The following is a 20,055-nucleotide window of genomic DNA, read 5'->3' on the forward strand; positions in this document are numbered from 1 at the left end:
ACGGTTTTCAATCGAGGCTTAGGATGCAGTGCTTTCCAGTGGTTTGACCGTCTACATCGAACTCGACTTGCAGTGTTCGGGCATTGGGCGGGGGTGCGGGAGTGTAAATCCAGAGTGCATCCCACTCTGTTCCGCTACCTGCCATCTTGCCGCCCACACGAAGGTACTCGGTACCGACATCGTCAGTGAGTTCGATGCCAATCTGATCGAAGACAGCGATGCTCGGCATCTGGGGAGGATATTCTTCCTGACCAACAACTTCGAGATCTTTGTCTCGTTCAGACCAATCCTGAAGGTCTCTTAAGAACTGGCTATCTCGAAGTTGGGTTTCGGTGCCGCGGATACCGTTTAGGTGCAGGTGGACACTCTGTTCGCCTGCCCTTTCTCCTACGTATCCGGGTGCCATATCCAGGTTGATACCCGCGAAACGTACGTCAATTCCGTCGCTATTCGCAATGACAAGGTCTGATGGGGCGGAAATGATGTTCATAGGCTCACCCTAGTCATCGATCGGCCTGTTGCCGGGGCGAAGGCCGTCCCTCAAGTCCATTCCCACCGGGACGCCTCGAATAGGATGAGCTCTGACTGACCGCCGTCTGCGGTCACTCCGCGAATCTCCGAGAAGCGGGCGACGGGCCGGAAGTTGAGAGCCTCATGCATCCTGATGGATGCCGTGTTGTGTTCGTTCGTGAAGTAGTACGCAATGGAATCCCGGGACCAGATCCATTTCAATCTCGCTCGGGTTAGTGCAGAACCGATACCTCGCCGGCGGAAACCCGGAGCGACTTCCACGCCACCGAGATAGTGGCCCGCTGGGGCGTTGCCTTCGGGATCTGGGTGGAGATGCGTCTTGGCCACGCCGACTACTCCATCCTGTGTGACAGCCACCAGAACGACGCGGTCGCTCCTTGGAGCGATCATCTCGCTGGTCCAACGAGTTCGGCCACTGGCATCACAGACCGCATTCACATGTCCCAGGTCATCCATGGTGGCTTCACGAACCTGCATAGGCACAGCGTACCCGGAGAGCTGAGCCGCTCCGCCGTTCCCGCCCGCGAGCCAGTGGCTCTGCGGATACTCCAGCGTCCGTTAGGGGATCCTCCAGCGGGCGGCCTCGGACCATCTACAGCTGCATACTCAGAACTGTTCGGGCGGGGATATTCCCGCCTCGATCATCAGCGATGCGGTGCATTCCAATTTTTTCAGCCACCCGCTCTGAAGCGCGGTTATCCGGATGGATGATGGCTATCAGTTCCGTGGTTGCAAGATTTTGTCGGGCGTAGTCGCGACAAGCAACGGCTGCTTCTGTCGCAAACCCTTGGCCGTGCAGGTCGGAGCACACGTGGTACCCGACCTCAAGCTTCTGTGCGCCGTTCACCTGCTGCCAGGTCAGGCCGCAGTCGCCTATGAACTCGCCGTTATGCGTTTCGACGATCCATAGGCCGTACCCGTGCTCCGCGTAGTTCTCACGATTCCATTGGATCCAGCTTGCTGCTTCTTCCCGAGACTTGGGTGCGGGGTAGAAGCGCATCACCTCGGGATCTCCGAGCAACGCGGCCATGTTGTCGAGGTCCGCATCCGTCATCTCACGGAATTGCAATCGATCTGTCGGTTGTGGGGTTGGCATGCAATGACTCTATTTCCAATGGAAGCTAAGCCCGCAAGCTGATCCCCTAACCGAACGCATTTCTGCAATTTCTACCGGCATACCGGAGCCGTGCTGAAGCGTTAATCACCGATTTCGATCCTGCTTATCGGCGTGCCAGGAGCGAGGGTCATCGTAGCGAGACGGAGCTCGCCCATCAGTGACCAGTAAACTTCAATGTCGTTGACCTCAAGGTTGTGGACGTAGTCTTGGCCGCCCAGGAATAAAGGGACTTTGTAGCCGACACACTGGTCGAAAGCCAAGTCTGCGGGGTTCTCAGACTTCCATTCATTGAAGAAGCTCACACATAGGCTCGGTTCCGGATCCCGGACCAACTCGTCGTCGTGATAGGTCGAGAACTTCCTTGGGATCTCTAACGCCTCACCCGTTCCCGGTTCCAGAAGAAGTATTTCGGGATCCACGTGGCCACTTCGCAGGTCAAGGACAAACTGACGGCCCAACCAATCGAAGCCGAAAGGGATGAGTGGAAAGCCGAACTCCGGGTAAGCCTCAGCCACCATCGTCGATGCTTTGCGAAATGATTCTGTCGAATGCACCCGGTATAGGCCGCCATTGAACGTGCAGCCGCCATAGCGGCCGAATAAGTAGGCGACGTTGTTCCCCACGCTCTCAGGAGACCCGGGGATTCCATCCGTGACGTTGAATCTCTCACCGAAGATCTCAAGCATGGCAACATCATGCCTCATAGAATCAGTGAACGGCCCAACCCCGGGGCCACCCTGCGGTTGGGCCACTGCACCTAAGCGGTCCCTTAGCGGACACCTGTTTCCTCATTCGGCTAGGCAATACAGTCCTTTGGACCAAGCGGAACAGTCTTTGATCCCTCGCGCACTAGCTGAAAGCACCTGGCGTCGCCCGCGAGATCGATTCCGAACTCAAGCACTCGCTCGGAGGACGTCTGGCCGAGATAGAGCGGCCTTGTCACTCTCGAGCCGCTCAACCACAGCATTCCTGAACCTAAATCCCATGTCCCTGTTGAGGTGTAGGAACCGGAAGGGCCAGATTTCCAGTCTGCGTCCCCCAAGGGATCCAGATAGCCAGGAGCGTTTTCGAGCGTGAAGGTTTTGTCCTGCATCAGGGTAAGGCGAGTTTCACTATTGACCCATGTTCCATCGATCTCGGCTGCTGTAGGGGCAGGGAGCGGCTGCTCAGGAGTGCAGGCCGTGAGCGAAGCCACGACCACCAACCCTGCGGTCACGCGTCTGAATAAACTCATATCCGTCCTTTAGCAGGTCATTACTGGATCATAACGGCACCGAGTCAAATACTTTCCCCGAGCTGCGCAGCTCCGAGTGCTTCAACCTGGTCGGTGGATATCCAACGGACGGCCAGCGTCCCTTTGGAGATCCTTCTACGGGCGGCCTTAGTCACCAGTGTCAGGCGACCGCTTCTGCTGAGTGGAGGTGTAAATGTGGGTGAAGTAGACGCCGTACGTGCTATCGTCCGAGAACTCCGACATGTCCACATCGCCGCTTGCCAAGAACTCTGACCACAGCTTTTCCCCGACAGCCTCCCACGGCGTAGGACCGCAACCGCAACACCAGGGGAACGACTTCGACATCCAACCCAGGACGAATCTGACCGTGCTGTCGATCTCAGAAGGTGATGTTAGGAAGGCAGCTAGCTCGGGGAAGAGAGAGGCGCTGTCGTCGTAGTCGGGTAACCCAGTCAGAAAGCTGGGTTCAACACAAGACCACCACTCGAGGAATGCGAGTCGAAGTGCGGTTCCCTTATCCGGGAGGGAGTACCAGCGGGCAAGCAAAGCTTCGCGCGATGCGGAGAGCGCTCCCGGGTGCTCCAACTCAATTGCTGGCCGCAATGGCAAGGCTCGCTTCTCGTTCACGCCGCGATTCTACGGCACGTGTTTCGGCTGAGTTCCAGCGCGCGGAAGCCGATCCTTCACCGGACACAGTGAACTAGGGCAAGTCATAGACCGCTTACTTCTTTGAACTGGAACGTCCTGTAAAGGATCCTTTACCGGACAATGGTTGAGCAGCTAAGGAAGCCCGGAAGAAACGTGGCGCAGCTGTCATGCTCGGTTGATAGACAGTCCTGAACTTGGGTAGGGAGTTTACTCAGTCAGCCCGATCAAGGCGGATGAACTCAGCAGGAACGTCTTTGGCAAGCCACACCGAACCGCTTCCGCGGTAGAAAGCGATGTCGGAAGCTAGAGCGGCGATCGTATCGATGGTCAGAATCACTGGATGCTTACTTTTACGGCTTCCGACTCGCACTGCGGTTTCGGCGTCTGCCGACATGTGAACATACTGTCTGCTCATCGGCTGGAGGCCACCACTGAAGATCGCCCCGATACTTTCAGGTGACGTGCCATGAAAAAGTTCGGCTGGAGGGGTAGCCGCAGCCAAGGCAATTGCGCCCGGCGTGCTGTGCCCGTAGAAAGCACGAATCCGGTCCCCTTGTATCTCGTGCCGCGGTTTTGCCGCAGAATCGATCATCATCTGCAGGTCAGCCAGAGTTAGGTCAGACCACTCCGGAACTTCCTTGCGAAGCGCCTCCAGTAAGTTCTCTGCGGAGGTCCAGCCGTGCTCGTCTAGTTCAAGTTCGAACAGCCACGGCTCGTGTCGAAGCGCCTGCGATACCGCTTTGCTCAACCTCGTAAGACCAATCGCACGGGCTCTGATCTCGTCTCTGGGATCCATATAGGTACAGCTCGCTAAAACTCGATCAGGTCATCAACCGCGGCGTGCAGCCACTTGTTGAAGTCTTGGAATTCGCCCCTGGCTTCCCACCCCGGCGACGCCCAGTCGTGTACCAAGGACACTTTGCCCGTATCCATGTCGAAGCAGACGCAGTCATCATTGTCTTGACGTTTTGCGAAGAGCACTAAATGCCGAGTTGGGTACCGATCGCGCATCCCCTTTTGAAGGGCACGCAGATGATCGCCTGTCAGTATCCACCACGGCTCCAGTTCGAAAAGTTTCAATTCCACCAGCCGAAGGAGCCCGCGAGGATAGGAGAATCCCTCCGGTAGTTCTTCAGCTGTGAAAAGCAGCTCATTCATTGGTCCTCCGGGGGGAAGCGACATCGGCCTGCACAAACACTACCCCGTGGGCATCCGACAGCTTCAGCCACAGGTGGGGCGTACATCCACCAAATCAACACCGCCCGTAAGCCCATCCTTCAACGTGCAGCTGGCCCCGACCATTGTGGCGGGCTGTTATGGCAGCATGTGATTATGAGCGCCCAGCTGGAAGTTCCAAGGCTTGAAGACCTGAGTGATGTCGGGATTGGGGTCGAGCCGTCTGATCAGCCTGGGGTGGTCTCTCTGATCGCGTGGGCGAATGACGGAAGCACCGTGACGCTTACCTGGGACGAGATCGCTGGATCAGCGAGCATCCGCTGGCTCTACGGTGACGAAGTGCGCCTGGTTCTTGAACGAGAGACCGCGTCGAAGATCTCCGTGCGCAACGAGGTTGGACGCCTAGAGTTCCGGGTGTGGTCCCGTTCGGAGGGCCTGAGCGGTCTATTGACCGTTCAGGTCGGCGAGCACGTGGCGGTACACGACACGCTTTTGCGTACATAGCGGCAGCCAATCGGTCCTGACTACGAGGCTGGACCATCTCTGACCGGACGGGATAGTCGGCAGGACTTTCCATTGCACGATGGCGCCAGGCTCCTGTGAAAGTCCTAATTCCAAGACAAGTGGCTATCGATCGATATCTTCCCTGCAACGGGATCAGACCAGACTCCCATCTGACGAAAGGTGTGCCGTGGTAAGCAAAGACGAAGTCATCCGTAAGTTACTCGTATCAGGTCTAGCCGCCTGGGTTTCACTGCACGATGTCGTGTGGTGGGGCACTAAAGGCACAATAACCCCAAGTACCAAGCAGATGGTCCTGGACGTCCTTCATTCTGTTTATTCGGAGGGGCTCCTCACGCCTGGAGAGCTTGGGGAGACGGGCTTTGAGGATTGGGAGGCTCCGTCGGAAACATGGGTTATTCGGTCAGAGATGACACTCGACGCTCTGGAGTGGCGACCGATGCGTGAAGGCTTCTGGCTGCGACTAACGCCGCGAGCGAAGACCCTAGCGCACCAATATGAAGCCGAAGGAGAGGACCTCTCGGAGTAGTAGCGGTTCCTTTGAATGACTTGGCCGTGCCTTGTTCCCGTAAGCCGGTCCGTTACCGGCCACCGTTGACGCTCTATCTCGTTCATGAAAGTGCACAGAATTCCGCGGAACCAGAATTCCCGTATACCCCGCCCGCAAAAGTGCCCGGTGAAGGTACCTCAAACGCTACACACTCGCGCAGACCTCAAAGCACCCGGCGCGAATCATCATTTCGCAGGGCCACCCGGCGCTTTGGGGACCTCCGGGATCAGGTGCGACGGCAGCGTCTCCGGAAGGGTGGACGGCCCCAGGCTCGGGGGAAGCGACGGCTCCCCAAGGGACGGTGGTGTGACAGGAGGCGCAGGCAGTGGCACCTTGCCTGCGTTCTCCGGTTCCTTCGGCGGCCGCGACATATCATCGGCAGGGACCTTGCCCGTCTCCGAGGGCGTTGATCCAGACTTGCCTGGTTTGCCCTGCTCCGTGGGGACGGCGCCCTCCGTCGATTGAGGGGCAGCCGGTGCCGGCTGGACTCCAGAGGTTGGCGGCACTGCCGGATGCTTTTGCACGGGAGCCGGGGCCGGCGTGAACTGCGAAACCACTGAGCCTACAGCCGCCCCGAGATGCTGGATGGTTGCCGGGATGCCGCCTTCTTGGGCCGCGGCCGCGGTTGCTCCACCGCCCAGCGCGACAGCCACCGCAAGTCCCGCGATGGCAGCGCGGCGCTTACGACGGCGGGCGGCCAGTTCGTCTTTCACTTGCAGTGCAGTGGTGGGTGCTTCAGCGGTGCTTGGTGCTGCGGCGCTGGCAGGCGTTTCGTCGGCGGGCAGCCCAGGCGTGGAGCCGACCGTGGTGAGTACCGCCGTCGGCAGCTCTTTCACCGCGGAGGGGCCTTCCGCCGTCGTGAGCCTGGCGGTGGGTGCGCCGCCAACCATCAGGGCACGCACGGCATCCGAGGGCAGGGGCGAGGTGGTTGCGAGCGAGCGGAGCTCCAGGAGTTCATCGCGGACATCGCTGCCGTGCGGGAACCCGGAGTCGGCCAGCAGACGATCGACGGCGGATTCCGCCTGGCGCCGCGGGTTGTGTTCGCTCATGATGTGCCATTCCTTTGCAAAGCGCGCTTCCCCAAAGCCTTCTTTCGCAGAGCATTCAGTGCCCTGCGTTGCAGCTGTTTGACGGCACCTTGGGATTTGCCCATGATGTCCGCTGTTTCTTCCACGGAGAGGTCCGCGACCACGCGCAGGGCCAGGACCTCGCGGTAATCGTCGGCCAGGTCTTCCATGAGTTCGGTGACCCCCAGGGCGCCAACAGCCTGGTCCTCGGCGGAAGGGGCGCTCCGGCTGTCCAGGTCCGCCTCATACGGAGTGGGCTCCGGGGTGCGTTCCCGTTTCCGGTAGTGGTCCACCATCCGCGCGTGGGCGATGGAAAACAAGAGTGTCTTGGCCCCCTGCAGCCCTCCGTGCAGGGTGGCGAGCTTGGGGTAAAGGGCCAGGAAGACGTCCTGAGTCACAGCTTCGGGATCATCCACGCCACGTGCGCGGAGGTAGCCGAAGACCGGCCCGGAGAAAGCATTGTAGGCAGCCGTGAAGAGCAGGGCGGGATCGTCCTGATCCGCCTGCACATTCTCGTCAACCAAAGGGTTCAGCACCCGCGGATGCCTCCATCCAGCGCAGCGCAGCGACGTCCCGGGGCCCGTGAACCGTCGACGCTGCCATCCGTTTCGTAGCGAGGGCTCCTGGTACAAACCGAGGAGCCCCCGCCCTTAAACCGTAGCCGCCAGGTGCTTAGCGGACAGAATCGAGCGCTGCGCCGGGGGCTGCCGGCACGTGGGTGGGAACCTGCGCTGGCACAGCGGGAGTGGCAGGAACAGCCGGAACGTCAGGCGTCGCCGGGACGGCTGGCACAGCCGGAACCGCCGGGAGCTGGGCATCCGCGGCCCCACCTGCGTTTGCCGAAGCGTTGGCGTTGACGTCAGCCTTCAGGCCGGCAGCCTTGCCCGCGTCAACCACCGCTGCACAGTGCGCGTCAACCTTGGCTTCGCCGCCCGCGGCAACAACCAGGGACTGGTAGCCGGGAACCTTGGAATCCGACTGCAGGCCGCCGTTGAGGAAGGCAGTGCACAGGCCGAATGCTTCGGGAGTCGCCTGGATGGCCTCACCGGCTGCGGATTGTGCCTTGGCAACGGCGTCTTCAGCCTTGGCCTGGCCGGCGTCCTTCGCGTCTTCAGCCTTGGCCTTTGCGGTCTCGACGGCGTCAGTTGCCTTGCTTGCCGCGGCGTCAGTTGCGTCCGTGGCCTGGGCAACTGCCTTGTCGGCGACAGGGGCAGGAGCACCCACCAGGTTGTGGGCGGTCTGCTGGATATCGGTCGGAAGCGCACCAGTGGCGGCGGCAACACCGGTTCCACCGACGGCTACGGCTCCAGCGGCCAGGACGCCGGCGGCGACTTTGCTGGTGGCGAGGACAGAGAACAAGGACATGAAACCCTCCGAAAAGTTGGGGAGATTGCCCCGGCAGCGGAAGGGGCCGCGGCCGGATGATCAGCGTGCGGGACGTGGCCCGCACACCCCCTACATCGCTATGGACCCCGGCGAGGTTACGCACTCCCGCAGATTTCTTTTTCGCACCACCCGCCGTCAGGGGAGATCTGCCCATCGCGGCCGGGCAGTGGCAGTGGCTAGGCTCAGGGCACACCCGGCCTTGACGTCATCCGAGACCGGACTTGCAAATATTCGAGAAGCGGGAGATGCGGCTGTGGGAAATGGTTTGATCGGCGCCGACGTTGGCGATCTCCGACGACTTTCGCAATTGATGGATGCCGACGCAGAGAAGATCACAAACCTCCAGCGCCAGCTAACCTCCCTGGTCCAGGACGGCCATTATTGGCGCGGCAACGACGCCGACCGTTTCCGCAGCCTGTGGAACAGCGACCTTGCCCGGCGGCTCGGCGCCGCGGCTGACTGTCTAAAAGCCAGCGCAAAAGCCCTGCGGCTTAACGCCAACCAGCAGGAACTGGCCTCGCGCGGCGATGCCTTCGTCATAAGCAGCAGTTACTCCGACACTCGCGATTTCAAGGTGGACCTGGGAACCTACGGTCCCGTGCATCTCGATGTCGGGATCTCCAGCGGGGTTGTTGGGGAGAGCGAGGCACACGTCTCCGTTGGGCCGAATGGCATAGAGGCCGGAGCCTCAGCTGAAGGCTCGGTGGGTACGAGGGTCGTTGTGACGGGCAAGACGGACTTGGGACCGATTCAGTCCACCACGACGAACGAAAACTTCGTTGGGGGCCGCGGGGATGTCAGCGTCAGCGGTCGTGTCCCTTTCGTATTCAATCCGTTCGATCCTCTTACCTTCCAGGCAAGTGGCCAAGCATTCGTGGGTGCCGAGAGCATCACCACCACCAAGAGCAGTTTCTTCGATGACTGGTTCACCTCGACATCTACGGTGCGCATCATGACTGGGGCGGAAGCGGGGATTCAAGCCGTTGGCGGCAATCCCTTCTCTATGATTCCGAGCGGTGGAGTCTTTGCAGGGGACAAGTTCACAGAGACGACTGAGGGAGAGGTTGCCGGCGGACTCTTCTCCTTCGGACAGAGCATCGAAGCCCGCGCTGGTGCTTGGGCCAGCGCAGGAGAAGCAGAACTGACAAGCAAGGACGGCGGTGTTACGGCCGGTGCCGCCAGCGCCGGCGCTGGCTTGGAGTACACGCAAGGGCAGTATGTCGAGTTCCTCGGTCAGCGCATCACTACCTCGGAAACCGTGGCCGCTGGTGGCGGAGGAGGGTATTCCGTGACCGCCGGCATCGACGAGGACGGCCTGACTCTAGGCATCGGAGCCAAGATCACCGCGGAACTCGGCCTTGGCGCGGGTGCGGAGATCCGTATCAGCCCCTCTGGCTTTGTGGAGTCCATCGGCGGCTTCGTCGATTTCCTGAACAAGTAGCGTTCCACGAAAGGTTTTCCATGCCATCGCACCAGATCTTCCCGTCCGCTGACTTCCCCGCTTACCCCTCCATCAGCGTCGATCCGCCCGAAGGATGGCGTACACAGGTGGTTCCCGACGCCGTCGGCGCGCTCCTTGCCCCGGAAACACCCGGGGAGTACACGCCCAACATCGTCATCTCCGTGTCCCGCCGGGCTCCCGACTACCAGTTGCGTGACATCGCCGCCTCGGTGGACGGTTTTCTCTCGTCACTCCCGGACGCCGTCCTGCTTGGCACCGAACCAGTGGTCATCAACGGACGGGACTGGCATGTGCGGGAAGCCCGCTACACGCATCCGGACGCGGGATCGCTGACCCAGTTCACCGCCGTGACTGTGGTTCAGCAAGGCGTGGCTGCTGACGTGGTCCAGTTGACCGGCAGTTGCCGTTTCGTGGAGGGCAGCGACGACATCAAGGCCATCTACGCCGTGGTTGCCAGCGCCCACATCGTCTAGACCGCTATCCTCCGTGCCTCCTCGATGAGCTTGAGGACGTCCACCGACCCGGCCGGATCCACAGGTACCGGAAGCGCGGAGGCTGTGCCGCCGTCGTCGATCTTTTCCGCAAGCAGGCGGTAGAACTCCGGGTAGGCCCCGCGCTCGGTGGGCACGGTGGTCCGCTGGCCGCTGACCTCGAGGGTGCCGTACTCCTCGGGACGTTCGACGCCGTACCCAGGGTCCGTGGGCAGCCCGCCGCCCAGGAGGAACGGCTCCTGCGGATCTGTCCCGAACTTCGCGTACGCGCCCTCGGTGCCGAGAACGCGGAATCGTGGACCGTGCAGGTGGCTGTTGAGGTTGAGGGTCAGGTGGCTCACCACGCCGGAATCGTGGCGGAGGGCAATGAAGATGTCGTCATCGGCACGTTCCTGGGCACGCCTGGCCGTGATCTCGGCATACGTGACTTTCGCCGGCCCGAAGAACCGGAGCGCCAGGTCCAGGACGTGTGAGCCGAGGTCGAACAGCACTCCCCCGCCCTCCTCCACCGTGGCCCCGGCTTTCCAGGCTTTGGCGATCGACGGCGCCCAGCGCTCCATGCCGGACTCGAACCGGGTCACCGTACCCAGCGTCCCGGCGTCGAGCAGCTTTCGGACAGTGAGGGAGTCGCCATCCCAGCGGCGGTTTTGGTAAACGGTGAGGACGCGGCCCTCTTTGGCGGCGAGCTGGATGAGTTCCTCACCTTGCGCGCTGTGCACAACGAACGGTTTATCGACGACGACGTCGAGGCCGGCTTCCAGCGCAGCTTTCGCGAGCGGGAAATGGGTTGCGGGCGGCGTGCCGAGCACCATGAGGTCCAATTTATCCGCGAGGTCCAGGATGTCCTCCGGGGTGTTGACGATCCTTGCCTGCGGATACCGCTGGCGGGCCTTTGCCTGGCGCTCCGGGTCCGACGTGGCGATGACGCTGAGCTCGTAGGCCGGGTTGGCCGCGATGAAAGGTGCGTGGAAAACACTGCCGGACAGGCCAAAGCCCGCAACGGCGGTACGGATCGGCGAGGAAGTCATGCCCCAAGGCTACCGATCCTCTCTCACCAAACCGCCCTTTCCGGGCGATGCTCTCTCATCGGGTGATAGAGCATCCGGCCTATGGGGGCGTTCGGTGAGAGAGCATCCGGCCTATGGGGGCGTTCGGTGATGGAGGGATTAGTTTTACGGGGTGTTCGGTGATGGAGCATCCGGCCTATGGGGGTGTTCGGTGAGAGAGGGTTGGAAAGGGGAAGGCCGGGACCATCCGCTGGTGCGGAAGATCCCGGCCTTCTACCGGTCGAGCTTCGGAAGGGTTAGCCCTTCTTCTTGCCCTTTTCCCAGCCGATGGTGGTCCAGTCGGGAACCTGAATGTTGCTCTTGAACAGCGCCGGGCCATAGTTGGCCAGGCCTTGGTGCACGAACGAGATCTGAGGTCCATTGAAGACAGGACCCATGGAGAAGTACTTCTCCATGTGCTTCTTCTCCACCTCCATGGCTGCCTTGTTGCGCTCGGAGTCGTCGGCGATCGTCGCGAGGCGCTTTATCTCGGCATCGAGTTCAGCATCGCCAAGCTTGTTCTGGTTCTGCGTGGAATCGTAGAACTGCTTCACGCCGTCGGTCGCATCACCGTTTGTTAGCGAGAAGCCAGAGATCGTTACAGCGAATTCACGGTTGCCAACGACTTTTTGGAAATCCGCGAGTCCTCGCTGATCGATTCCAACATCCATACCCGCTGCCTGGAGTTGATTCTGCAGCGTTTGTACCGTAGCCCCAACCGTGGGGTCGTCACCGAAGTTGGTGATCTTGAAGGCGACCGGGACGCCGTCCTTGGTCATGACGCCCTTATCGTTGGCGGTGTAGCCGGCATCGGTCAGGACCTTCTTGGCAGCCTCTGCGCCGGTGTCCTTCACGGGGTAATTGTCCTGGTAATACTTGGAGAATCCCATCACCATCATGGAGCCGGGGTTTGGTTCATCCCACTTCAAGCCACCGAAGCGGACGTTGCGAAGAGCCGGACGGTCAACGGCTGTGAAGATTGCCTTGCGGACAGCCGTGTCTGTCAGTGGTTCGGCCAGTGCGTTGAGGTTCAAACCGCCGGTAAAGAGTCTTTGACCTCGCCTGATGTCGACATTGGGCGTGTTTTCGAGCTGACTGTAAACCGAAATGCTGTTCGCAGAAATTCCATCAATCTCGCCGTTCTTGAATGCCGCAATCTGAGCGCTCGGCTCCAACTGACGGAAGACGACCTTGTCGAGAACCGGCTTCTGTCCCCACCATTTGTCATTCGGCACCAGGCTCACTGTCTTTGCCGCGGTATCGTACTTGTCGAGTTTGAAGGGACCAGCCATCCATTCGGGATGCATGTTGCCAACAAAGCCGTTGTTGAATACTTCCGGGGTGTTAACTGCCGGGTGAACGAATCCAGTGAAAAGTGCATCAAGTGGGTACACAGGCTGGGTAGTGGTGACAACAACTTCCTTGTCGTTGGCCCCGGCTTTCACCGACTCCACAAACTCATAGCCGCCTGCGGTGACGATGTCGATGGACTTGTCCTCACCCCGGAGCATCTTCCAGGTGTTTTCGAAAGTCTTGACGTCGATCGGCGTTCCGTCGTTCCACGTAGCCTTGTCGTTCACCTTGATGGTGATGGTCTGCTTGCCGTCCTTGACTTCGCTCTTGACGTCCTCGCAGAAGTCCTTGTTGGGCGTCGCGCTTCCATCGTAATCGATATTCCAGCAACCCCACGTGCCCGCTTGGTCGATGGGACGGTGCAGAGCTTGATTGTCTGCACTGTTTCCGGTGTTCGAGAAGGTATTGAAGGACGGACCGATGTTACTCAAAGGAAGCGTAACGGTGCCACCCTGGTCCAGGTCCTTGGTTTCCTTGGCGTTGACGCTGATCAGCTTGCTGATGTCACCGCCCGCTTCTTCGGCCTTCTGGGAGGCCGGACCCGACGGCGTTCCCCCGCCGCAGGCGGTCAGCATCAGCGCTGCTGCGAGTGCCACGCCGCCGATCGTCGTGTACTTCTTCATGGTTTGCCCTTCATGTTTTACGACTTGGATTGCGAGTTGAATACAGGGTTCAAATGAGTCATGTGTCGTCAGGCATGCACCACCAGCATGTCGGCATCCAGTTCTCCGTCCGGGAAGAAGCACGCAAATTCCTGTTGACCTTCAGAGGCCAGGGGCGGCTCCAGATTAAGGCACTTCTCCTGTTTGGCAGGGGGAAGCGCGGCGAAGACGGGGCAACGAGTCGCAAAGTTACATCCCTTGGGCGCATCCAGCGGGCTGGGAAGGTCTCCCTGCAGGATGATGCGTTCACGGGTACGCTCCACCTCGGGATCCGGGACGGGGATCGCGGAGAGCAGGGCACGGGTGTACGGGTGGCGCGGATTGTCGAACACGTCGTCCACGTCTCCGGTCTCCACTATCTTCCCGAGGTACATCACAGCCACCCGGTTGGAGATGTGCCGGACAACGGAAAGATCGTGGGCCACCATGAGGTAGCTCAGCCCGAGTTCGGCCCTGAGCTTGTCCAGGAGGTTGATTACTCCGGCCTGCACGGAAACATCCAGAGCGGACACGGGCTCGTCCAGCACCACGAGTTTCGGGTTGACGGCGAGCGCCCGGGCAATGCCGATGCGCTGGCGCTGCCCTCCGGAGAACTGGTTGGGGAAGCGGTTCACGTGGTCCGGCTGCAGGCCAACCAGGCGCATGAGCTCCATGATCCGCTTCTTGACGGCGGCCTTGGGCATGCCCAGGTTTTCCAGCGGCTCTGCCAAAACCTCATAAACAGTGAAGCGCGGATCCAGGGCTCCTGTGGGGTCCTGGAAGACCATCTGCATTTCCTTGCGCATGGCCATCTTGGTCTTGTTGTCCGTGGCTGCCTTGTTGCTGACTCCGCCGATCACCACTTCACCCACCTGGTCCGGGTGGAATTCCATGATCTCCAGGAGGGTGGTGGTCTTGCCGCACCCCGATTCGCCGACGATCGAGACGCATTCACCCTCGCGGATATCGAAGCTCAGCCCGTCCACGGCCTTCACCGTGCCGATCCGTCGCTTGATCAGGGCACCCTTGAGGAGCGGGAAGTGTTTTTTGACGTCCTTGAGTTCCAGGACCTTTTGGCGCTCAAGGCGGGGAACGCCGTCGAACTTTGAAACCGGCACCGGTGGCGCGTGGAAAATCTTGTGTGCGTCCGCGTCGCCGGACAGCTTGTCCGACTTGATGCAGGCCGCGCGGTGGCCGTCCGAGCCCGGCACCTTCCAGAGGTCCGGTTCACCTTCCAGGCAGGCATCGCTGGCGAGCGGGCAACGCGGCGCGAAGGAGCAGCCGGTCATCGGCAGGGCCAGGTTGGGCGGCGTTCCCTCGATGGGAACCAGCGACTGCTTCTCGGACGAATCAACGCGGGGAACAGCGCCGAGCAGACCCAGCGTGTACGGCATCCGGGGGTTGTAGTAGATGTGCTCCACAGTCCCGGATTCCACGGGCTTGCCTGCGTACATGACCATGATGTCGTCGGCCATGCCGGCCACCACGCCAAGGTCGTGCGTGATCATCACGACCGCGGCACCGGTCTCCTCCTGCGCGGTGTGGAGGACTTCCAGCACCTGCGCCTGGATGGTGACGTCCAGCGCCGTCGTGGGTTCATCAGCGATGAGTACCCGCGGATCGTTGGCGATCGCAATGGCGATCATCACGCGCTGGCGCATGCCGCCGGAGAACTCGTGCGGGAAGGCCTTGAGCCGGTCCTTCGGGCTCGGGATGCCCACCATCCGCAAAAGTTCGACGGCGCGGGCTTCTTTGGCCTGTTTGCTCATGGTGGGGTTGTGCACCGTGAGCGCCTCGATGATCTGGTTGCCCACGGTGAAAACGGGGGTCAGCGAGGACAACGGGTCCTGGAACACCATGGCAATGTCGTTGCCACGGTGCTTGCACATGGCCTTGTCGCTGAGGCCAAGAAGTTCCTTGCCCTTGAAGCGGACGGAGCCGGTGATGTCAGCGGTTTCGGGGAGCAGGCCCATGATGGCCATGGATGTGACGGACTTGCCCGAGCCGGACTCACCCACGATGCCCAGGGTCTTGCCCGGCATAAGGTCGAAGTCCACTCCACGGACCGCGTGGACCACGCCGTTTTCGGAGTTGAAGCGGACGTTGAGGTCACGGACACTCAGCACGGCATCGCCCGGAGCGTACAGGCCGGCGTCACGGAGCCGTTCGGCTGGAGTGTGGGAAATGTTGGTGCTCATTTGCTGGCCCCCTTCACAGTCTTTGGTGTCTTCCGTTTCGCCCGTCCGATGGAGCTGGAGCTGGGGTCGAAGGCGTCGCGCAGGCCGTCGTTCATCATGGCGAGCGAACCCGTGAGGAGGAACATGACGATCAGCGGAACCCAGAACATCCAGGGGAAGGAGGACACCTGGCCTGTCGCCTGGCCAATCAGGACACCCAGGCTGACGTCCGGGTACTTGATGCCGATGCCGATGAAGGAGAAAGCAACTTCGGCCAGGACCGCGCCGGTGATGCCGCGGGTGAAGTCCAGGACCAAGAGCGAGCCGATGTTGGGCACCAGGTGGCGCCAAACGATGCGGCGTGAAGGGACGCCCATGTACTTTGCAGCTTTCACGTAGTCGCGCTGCATGAGGGACATGGACAGGGACCGGACCAACCGGGCGGTTCCCATCCAGCTGAAGAAGAGCAACACGATGATCAACAGGAGCCAGCTGGGCAGGTCCTTGAGCCCGCCACTGCCGCTGGTTGCCACGGCGACCACCAGGATGGCGGGCATCATGATGAGGGCTTCAAGGATGAACAGCATGGTCGCGTCCACCTTGCCGCCGAAGAACGCCATGGTGCAGCCGTAGACCGCGGAGATCAGGACGGACAGACCACCGACGATCAGGCCGATGAAGATCGAAGTCCTGGTTCCGTCCACGATGAGGGCCATAAGGTCGATGCCGGCCTGGGTGGTGCCGAAGAAGTGCTCCGGCGACGGGCCCATGCCGATGTTGAAGGGATCGATGGTGACCTTGTCCCACGGGGTCAGGAAACCGCCCAGCAAGGAGAACAAAAACAGGCCAAGGAAGATCAGCAAGCCCGCCACTGCGGTCTTGTTCCGCATGAAGCGCCGGAAGATGATGCGGGACTTCCCGATCACCACGTCCTGGTCCGAAACCCGGGACTCGTCGATTTCGGCGATGGGATCAATGATGTTTGTCATTACTGGACCCTCACTCGTGGATCGACCAGTGTGGTGGCGAAATCGGCAAGGATGGCGCCGATCGCGAAGATCACCGAACCGTAGGCCAAGGTGGCAGTGGCGACGTTGACGTCCTGGAGTCCAATCGACTGGATGCTCCACAAACCGATGCCGGGCCAGGCAAAGATGGCCTCGGCGAAGAAGCCGCCCGTGAAGATGGCGGGGATGGTGAAGGCGATGCTTTGGGCTACCGGAATGAAGGAGACCCGCAGGGCATGTTTCCGGATGGCTTGGTTGCGGGTGAGCCCCTTGGCCCGGGCAGTGCGGACAAAGTCGGCGTTGACGTTGTCCAGGAGGTACTGGCGCTGGGCGATCTGGTAGCCCGCCCAACCGAAGATGGTCATCGCGAAGGTGGGCACGGCGTAGTGGGCCACCAGGTCGACGAAAGCCGGCCAGCCAGGGTCGATTCCCGGCGTCGAAATTCCTGTCACGAAGAAGATGCGCTGCCCCGCAGCCTCGTTGAGGCTGATGGCGCCCAACTGGACCAGGAAGTAGGCGATGGGTGCGGGGAGGATGTGGACCAGGTAGCTGTAGGACGTGATGACGCGGTCCTGGTACTTGTACTGCCGGGCCGCTGAATACACGCCGAGGGCCACCCCGATGATCAGCGTGAGGATGATCGAGGCGATGAACAGCCTGGTTGAGACCAGCACGCGGTCGGCGAATTCGGCGTTGACGAAGGCGCCGTTCGGGCTGCGGCCCCAGTCCCAGCGCGTGACGATGCCGCCGAGCCACTCGACGTAGCGCTCCCAGGGATTCGCGTTGGGATCCAGGCCGAGGCCTTTAAAGGAGGCTGCCACTTGCTCCGGGGTTGGCCGCGGGATTTTCTCCTGCTCAAGCAGGGCGGGTTTGAGCGTTGAGACTGCCAGGAAGTATCCCGCACTCGTGGTCAGGAAGATCATGATCAGGTAGATCCCCGACCGCTTCAACAGATATTTCAGCATGTCGGGCGGTTGCCCTGAATCGTGGCAAAGCTCAAAGCTGGTCCTTCCGCGGTTCCCGGCTGTGGCCGGTGTCAGCTACGAATTGGCACAGGGATGCTGTACCCCCAAAGCCCCCTCAGTGAACGTCGGCCGTTGTATGGCATGGGTCACATTCAAGAGGAAACTACCACAATAACTGCTTCACATATCGCTTCACGAGGTCCAGTTTCGCCCCTGCGGCCAGATTGTTATGTACAGACTGCGTCACGAAACGGCAGGTTACGCCACTAGTGAGGATCGCGAGTGAACACGGGCGCGGATCACGGGTGAACGCGGGCGCTTTTCGTAGGTACGACCGCTGGTTCCGCGGCCTACTGGGCGGTGACCAGGCGGCTGACCAGTTCGCCCCAGGAATCGGTGAGCCGTTTGGGCGAGATGCCATGGACGCGGACATCGTTGACGATGCGTTCTGGGTCCAGTGCCGAGATCAGGGCCATCGCCATCACCCAGGGATCCGGCACACCCGCCTCGCGCAGCAGGACCTCGATATGTCGATGGGCAAGCACGGTGGCCGGAACGTCGAAGCGGTTCCTGGTCGAGGCGCCGGCAGCTTTCCATAGGTCCCCGTTTTCGAGGACAAAGTAGATGCGACCTTCGCCGAAAGCGATGAGCCGCTCCCTGGGCGGCGCGCCGGGTCCAAGGGGAGGCGGCCCGAACATGAAGCCGCGCTGGAACTCCGATTCGGAGTCGCTGAGGAGGGTCATCATGAGCCCGGCCCGGCTGCCGAATCGCCGGAAGACCGTCCCTTTGCCCACCTTCGCCTTGCACGCGAGCGCATCCATGGTGAGCGCTTCCGCCCCAAACTCATCCACCAACTCGCGGGCAGCACAAAGCAGCCGCTCGCGGTTCCGCGCGGCATCACTGCGCTCGTGGGGCGCCCCGAGGGGAACGTCAGGCCGCATTGGGATGAAGCTCACAAGAAACATTCTAGACCCGGGAATAGAAAGCGGACCGCGGTCCGTTTAGTATCGGTGAAGGCTCAAACACCCACCAAGGAGAACCCAAATGTCCAAGAGCACCGTTCTTACCCTCGTCGGCAGCCTCCGCGCTGATTCCCACAACAAGAAGCTCGCCGAAGCCATCCAGCTGAACGCCCCCCAGGACGTCGACGTCCAGATCCACGGCTCCCTGGGCAGCATCCCGTTCTACAACGAAGACATCGACGTGGAAGGCCAGGTTCCCGCCGAAGCCGCCGCCCTGCGCGAAGCCGCGTCCAAGGCCGACACCATCCTCCTGGTCACCCCCGAGCACAACGGCACCGTGCCCGCTTCCCTCAAGAACGCCATCGACTGGCTGTCCCGCCCCTTCGGCGCCGGCGCCCTCGCCGGCAAGCCGACCGCCGTCGTCGGAACCGCTTTTGGCCAGTACGGCGGCGTCTGGGCGCAGGACGAAGCCCGCAAAGCCGTGGGCATCGCCGGCGCCAAGGTCCTGGAAGACGTCAAGCTGGCCGTTCCGGGTTCCATGATTCGCTTCGCCGAACTGCACCCGAAGGACGACGCCGAGGTTGTTGAGCAGATCAAGGGCATCTTCGAGCCCCTTACGGCCGTCCAGGAAGAAGAAGCGGCAGCCTAAGGCTTCCCCTCTTCTTGCCCCCGTTCCGCCTGTTTGCCCCAGGCGGAACGGGGGCATTTCCGTTCCCGGCGTGACCAACTCTTGTCCGAACCGACACCGAAGCGGCATGTTCCTCGCCGCCGCGGCGGCCTAACGTTGGAGGACAGGTAAACGGACAGGAGCGTGGGGCTGTCATGCGTGCCGGGCGGGGACTGCAAAGTACGACGGCGATCGCGGCTGCCTGCCTCATGGCCAGTTTGTGGGTGGCTGGCTGCACGCCGTCGCCGGAGGCTTCACCGGGCGGCGGCGTTTTGACTGGCACTGCTTCCCCGGCTGCCGCCGTACCGTCTCCGGGCCTCCCCTCCCCCTTGGATCCGGTTGTTTCGCCAACGCCAACGACCACGGGCGGCGGATCGTCGGTAGTGCCGGCCCCCGGACAGTCCGCACCTGCCTCCCCCGCTTTGTCCCCTGCAGCCACGGCTTCCGCACTTGGCACAGAGTCCACATCCAGCGCCCCAACCAGCACACCGACGCCGGGGGCCGCCGTCGGTCCATCAACAGCCCCGACCTCGCCCGCCCCGCCCACTTCAGCGCAGACCACGTCCGCGCCAACCGCGTCGCAGGGAGCTGCGGCTCCTGCCGCGCTTGCGGCCGCCGCGCAGCCTCCGGCCGACCTCGGCCCGGCCGCCTACTACGTAGCCATCAACGACGGCGGCTCCCGGGGAGTGCGGTTCGGGTGCAATGACAGCCTGGTTGCCGTCCGGAGCGCAGCGGCCCCCGGCGATCCGTTGACCGTGGCACTCGGCCGGCTGTTGGGTGCAGGCATGCCTTTGGATAACGACGCAGCACTCTACGATGCCCTCGCCGCGTCCTCCCTGCAGTTCGTGTCCGGCTACGTCAGCGGATCCACAGTGGTGGTGAACCTGACCGGCTCCCTCCGCCCAGGCGGCGTGTGCGACATTCCAAGGATCGAAGCCCAGCTAACCCATACGGTGGTGTCGGCCAGCGGTGCGACGCGGGCGGAGATCTACATCAACGGGATGACGCTCGACGTTGCGCTGAGCCTGCGCTGAGCTTGGCGAGGTGGGAACG

At 61.6% G+C, this 20,055-nt stretch carries 21 protein-coding genes; 5 read left to right on the plus strand and 16 right to left on the minus strand.

Annotation, left to right across the window (positions count from 1 at the left end):
• Positions 1-7 precede the first annotated feature (7 nt).
• The 7 genes from ACIPV6_RS07730 to ACIPV6_RS07760 form a co-directional block, all read right to left on the minus strand.
• A complete protein-coding gene (locus ACIPV6_RS07730) occupies positions 8-490 on the minus strand; it encodes a hypothetical protein (protein WP_400270314.1) in 483 nt (160 codons plus the stop codon).
• Positions 491-540: 50 nt separating this feature from the next.
• Positions 541-1,008 carry a GNAT family N-acetyltransferase gene (locus ACIPV6_RS07735; protein WP_400270315.1) on the minus strand — a complete coding sequence of 156 codons (468 nt, stop codon included), beginning with the start codon at positions 1,006-1,008 and terminating at the stop codon, positions 541-543.
• A gap of 115 nt (positions 1,009-1,123) precedes the next feature.
• Complete coding sequence (locus ACIPV6_RS07740; protein WP_400270316.1) at positions 1,124-1,627, minus strand: GNAT family N-acetyltransferase; 504 nt, start codon at positions 1,625-1,627, stop codon at positions 1,124-1,126.
• A 101-nt stretch (positions 1,628-1,728) separates the two neighbouring features.
• Positions 1,729-2,334: a T6SS immunity protein Tdi1 domain-containing protein gene (locus tag ACIPV6_RS07745; protein ID WP_400270317.1), complete on the minus strand. Its 606-nt coding sequence runs from the start codon at positions 2,332-2,334 to the stop codon at positions 1,729-1,731.
• Between the two features lie 695 nt (positions 2,335-3,029).
• The gene (locus ACIPV6_RS07750; RefSeq protein ID WP_400270318.1) at positions 3,030-3,509 is read right to left on the minus strand and encodes a hypothetical protein; all 480 of its coding nucleotides are present in this window, start codon (positions 3,507-3,509) and stop codon (positions 3,030-3,032) included.
• A gap of 232 nt (positions 3,510-3,741) precedes the next feature.
• Positions 3,742-4,278 carry an RNA 2'-phosphotransferase gene (locus ACIPV6_RS07755; RefSeq protein WP_400270319.1) on the minus strand — a complete coding sequence of 179 codons (537 nt, stop codon included), beginning with the start codon at positions 4,276-4,278 and terminating at the stop codon, positions 3,742-3,744.
• A 62-nt stretch (positions 4,279-4,340) separates the two neighbouring features.
• Positions 4,341-4,688: a hypothetical protein gene (locus ACIPV6_RS07760; protein WP_400270320.1), complete on the minus strand. Its 348-nt coding sequence runs from the start codon at positions 4,686-4,688 to the stop codon at positions 4,341-4,343.
• 174 nt (positions 4,689-4,862) lie between these two features.
• Here ACIPV6_RS07760 and ACIPV6_RS07765 point away from each other — a divergent pair, with 174 nt between their 5' ends.
• The gene (locus ACIPV6_RS07765) at positions 4,863-5,210 is read left to right on the plus strand and encodes a hypothetical protein (protein ID WP_400270321.1); all 348 of its coding nucleotides are present in this window, start codon (positions 4,863-4,865) and stop codon (positions 5,208-5,210) included.
• Between the two features lie 753 nt (positions 5,211-5,963).
• On the opposite strand, the gene ACIPV6_RS07770 is transcribed toward ACIPV6_RS07765, so the two are convergent.
• The 3 genes from ACIPV6_RS07770 to ACIPV6_RS07780 all read right to left on the minus strand — a co-directional run bounded on the left by ACIPV6_RS07770 (position 5,964) and on the right by ACIPV6_RS07780 (position 8,210).
• A complete protein-coding gene (locus ACIPV6_RS07770; RefSeq protein ID WP_400270322.1) occupies positions 5,964-6,827 on the minus strand; it encodes a hypothetical protein in 864 nt (287 codons plus the stop codon).
• A complete protein-coding gene (locus ACIPV6_RS07775) occupies positions 6,824-7,381 on the minus strand; it encodes an RNA polymerase sigma factor (RefSeq protein ID WP_400270323.1) in 558 nt (185 codons plus the stop codon). The genes ACIPV6_RS07770 and ACIPV6_RS07775 overlap by 4 nt, the downstream gene beginning before the upstream one ends.
• Positions 7,382-7,517: 136 nt before the next feature.
• On the minus strand, positions 7,518-8,210 hold the full coding sequence (locus ACIPV6_RS07780; protein WP_400270324.1) for a hypothetical protein: 693 nt from the start codon (positions 8,208-8,210) through the stop codon (positions 7,518-7,520).
• Positions 8,211-8,484: 274 nt separating this feature from the next.
• Between ACIPV6_RS07780 and ACIPV6_RS07785 the strand changes: the two genes are divergently transcribed.
• Together ACIPV6_RS07785 and ACIPV6_RS07790 are read left to right on the plus strand one after the other, a co-directional pair.
• A complete protein-coding gene (locus tag ACIPV6_RS07785; RefSeq protein ID WP_400270325.1) occupies positions 8,485-9,672 on the plus strand; it encodes a WXG100 family type VII secretion target in 1,188 nt (395 codons plus the stop codon).
• A gap of 20 nt (positions 9,673-9,692) precedes the next feature.
• Entirely contained in the window at positions 9,693-10,166 is a 474-nt protein-coding gene (locus ACIPV6_RS07790; protein ID WP_400270326.1) for a hypothetical protein, read from the plus strand.
• Here ACIPV6_RS07790 and ACIPV6_RS07795 read toward each other — a convergent pair.
• From ACIPV6_RS07795 to ACIPV6_RS07820, 6 genes are all read right to left on the minus strand, one after another.
• Positions 10,163-11,212 (minus strand): Gfo/Idh/MocA family oxidoreductase, encoded by a 1,050-nt coding sequence (locus tag ACIPV6_RS07795; RefSeq protein ID WP_400270327.1) that lies wholly within the window; start codon positions 11,210-11,212, stop codon positions 10,163-10,165. The genes ACIPV6_RS07790 and ACIPV6_RS07795 overlap by 4 nt on opposite strands.
• A gap of 275 nt (positions 11,213-11,487) precedes the next feature.
• Positions 11,488-13,206: an ABC transporter family substrate-binding protein gene (locus ACIPV6_RS07800; protein ID WP_400270328.1), complete on the minus strand. Its 1,719-nt coding sequence runs from the start codon at positions 13,204-13,206 to the stop codon at positions 11,488-11,490.
• A 68-nt stretch (positions 13,207-13,274) separates the two neighbouring features.
• Positions 13,275-15,422 carry a dipeptide ABC transporter ATP-binding protein gene (locus ACIPV6_RS07805; RefSeq protein ID WP_400270329.1) on the minus strand — a complete coding sequence of 716 codons (2,148 nt, stop codon included), beginning with the start codon at positions 15,420-15,422 and terminating at the stop codon, positions 13,275-13,277.
• Positions 15,419-16,390: an ABC transporter permease gene (locus ACIPV6_RS07810; RefSeq protein WP_400270330.1), complete on the minus strand. Its 972-nt coding sequence runs from the start codon at positions 16,388-16,390 to the stop codon at positions 15,419-15,421. Before ACIPV6_RS07810 ends, ACIPV6_RS07805 begins: the two co-directional genes overlap by 4 nt.
• Positions 16,390-17,373 carry an ABC transporter permease gene (locus ACIPV6_RS07815; protein ID WP_397324555.1) on the minus strand — a complete coding sequence of 328 codons (984 nt, stop codon included), beginning with the start codon at positions 17,371-17,373 and terminating at the stop codon, positions 16,390-16,392. Before ACIPV6_RS07815 ends, ACIPV6_RS07810 begins: the two co-directional genes overlap by 1 nt.
• A 350-nt stretch (positions 17,374-17,723) precedes the next feature.
• Positions 17,724-18,329 (minus strand): TetR/AcrR family transcriptional regulator, encoded by a 606-nt coding sequence (locus ACIPV6_RS07820; protein WP_400270331.1) that lies wholly within the window; start codon positions 18,327-18,329, stop codon positions 17,724-17,726.
• Between the two features lie 88 nt (positions 18,330-18,417).
• Between ACIPV6_RS07820 and ACIPV6_RS07825 the strand changes: the two genes are divergently transcribed.
• Both ACIPV6_RS07825 and ACIPV6_RS07830 read left to right on the plus strand, forming a co-directional pair.
• Positions 18,418-18,984: an NAD(P)H-dependent oxidoreductase gene (locus tag ACIPV6_RS07825; protein WP_400270332.1), complete on the plus strand. Its 567-nt coding sequence runs from the start codon at positions 18,418-18,420 to the stop codon at positions 18,982-18,984.
• A gap of 173 nt (positions 18,985-19,157) precedes the next feature.
• Entirely contained in the window at positions 19,158-20,036 is an 879-nt protein-coding gene (locus tag ACIPV6_RS07830) for a hypothetical protein (protein WP_400270333.1), read from the plus strand.
• Positions 20,037-20,055 lie beyond the last annotated feature (19 nt).

The organism is Paenarthrobacter sp. NPDC089988 (assembly GCF_044748465.1).
Lineage (GTDB): Bacteria > Actinomycetota > Actinomycetes > Actinomycetales > Micrococcaceae > Arthrobacter.

Bases quoted from the DNA above. Each gene is read 5' to 3' on its own strand.
- ACIPV6_RS07740 (WP_400270316.1), bottom strand. From the start codon at position 1,627: ATGCCAACCCCACAACCGACAGATCGATTGCAATTCCGTGAGATGACG.
- ACIPV6_RS07780 (WP_400270324.1), bottom strand. From the start codon at position 8,210: ATGTCCTTGTTCTCTGTCCTCGCCACCAGCAAAGTCGCCGCCGGCGTC.
- ACIPV6_RS07730 (WP_400270314.1), bottom strand. From the start codon at position 490: ATGAACATCATTTCCGCCCCATCAGACCTTGTCATTGCGAATAGCGAC.
- ACIPV6_RS07805 (WP_400270329.1), bottom strand. From the start codon at position 15,422: ATGAGCACCAACATTTCCCACACTCCAGCCGAACGGCTCCGTGACGCC.
- ACIPV6_RS07745 (WP_400270317.1), bottom strand. From the start codon at position 2,334: ATGCTTGAGATCTTCGGTGAGAGATTCAACGTCACGGATGGAATCCCC.
- ACIPV6_RS07760 (WP_400270320.1), bottom strand. From the start codon at position 4,688: ATGAATGAGCTGCTTTTCACAGCTGAAGAACTACCGGAGGGATTCTCC.
- ACIPV6_RS07830 (WP_400270333.1), top strand. From the start codon at position 19,158: ATGCGTGCCGGGCGGGGACTGCAAAGTACGACGGCGATCGCGGCTGCC.
- ACIPV6_RS07795 (WP_400270327.1), bottom strand. From the start codon at position 11,212: ATGACTTCCTCGCCGATCCGTACCGCCGTTGCGGGCTTTGGCCTGTCC.
- ACIPV6_RS07765 (WP_400270321.1), top strand. From the start codon at position 4,863: ATGAGCGCCCAGCTGGAAGTTCCAAGGCTTGAAGACCTGAGTGATGTC.
- ACIPV6_RS07800 (WP_400270328.1), bottom strand. From the start codon at position 13,206: ATGAAGAAGTACACGACGATCGGCGGCGTGGCACTCGCAGCAGCGCTG.
- ACIPV6_RS07770 (WP_400270322.1), bottom strand. From the start codon at position 6,827: ATGAGCGAACACAACCCGCGGCGCCAGGCGGAATCCGCCGTCGATCGT.
- ACIPV6_RS07790 (WP_400270326.1), top strand. From the start codon at position 9,693: ATGCCATCGCACCAGATCTTCCCGTCCGCTGACTTCCCCGCTTACCCC.
- ACIPV6_RS07825 (WP_400270332.1), top strand. From the start codon at position 18,418: ATGTCCAAGAGCACCGTTCTTACCCTCGTCGGCAGCCTCCGCGCTGAT.
- ACIPV6_RS07810 (WP_400270330.1), bottom strand. From the start codon at position 16,390: ATGACAAACATCATTGATCCCATCGCCGAAATCGACGAGTCCCGGGTT.
- ACIPV6_RS07815 (WP_397324555.1), bottom strand. From the start codon at position 17,373: ATGCTGAAATATCTGTTGAAGCGGTCGGGGATCTACCTGATCATGATC.
- ACIPV6_RS07735 (WP_400270315.1), bottom strand. From the start codon at position 1,008: ATGCAGGTTCGTGAAGCCACCATGGATGACCTGGGACATGTGAATGCG.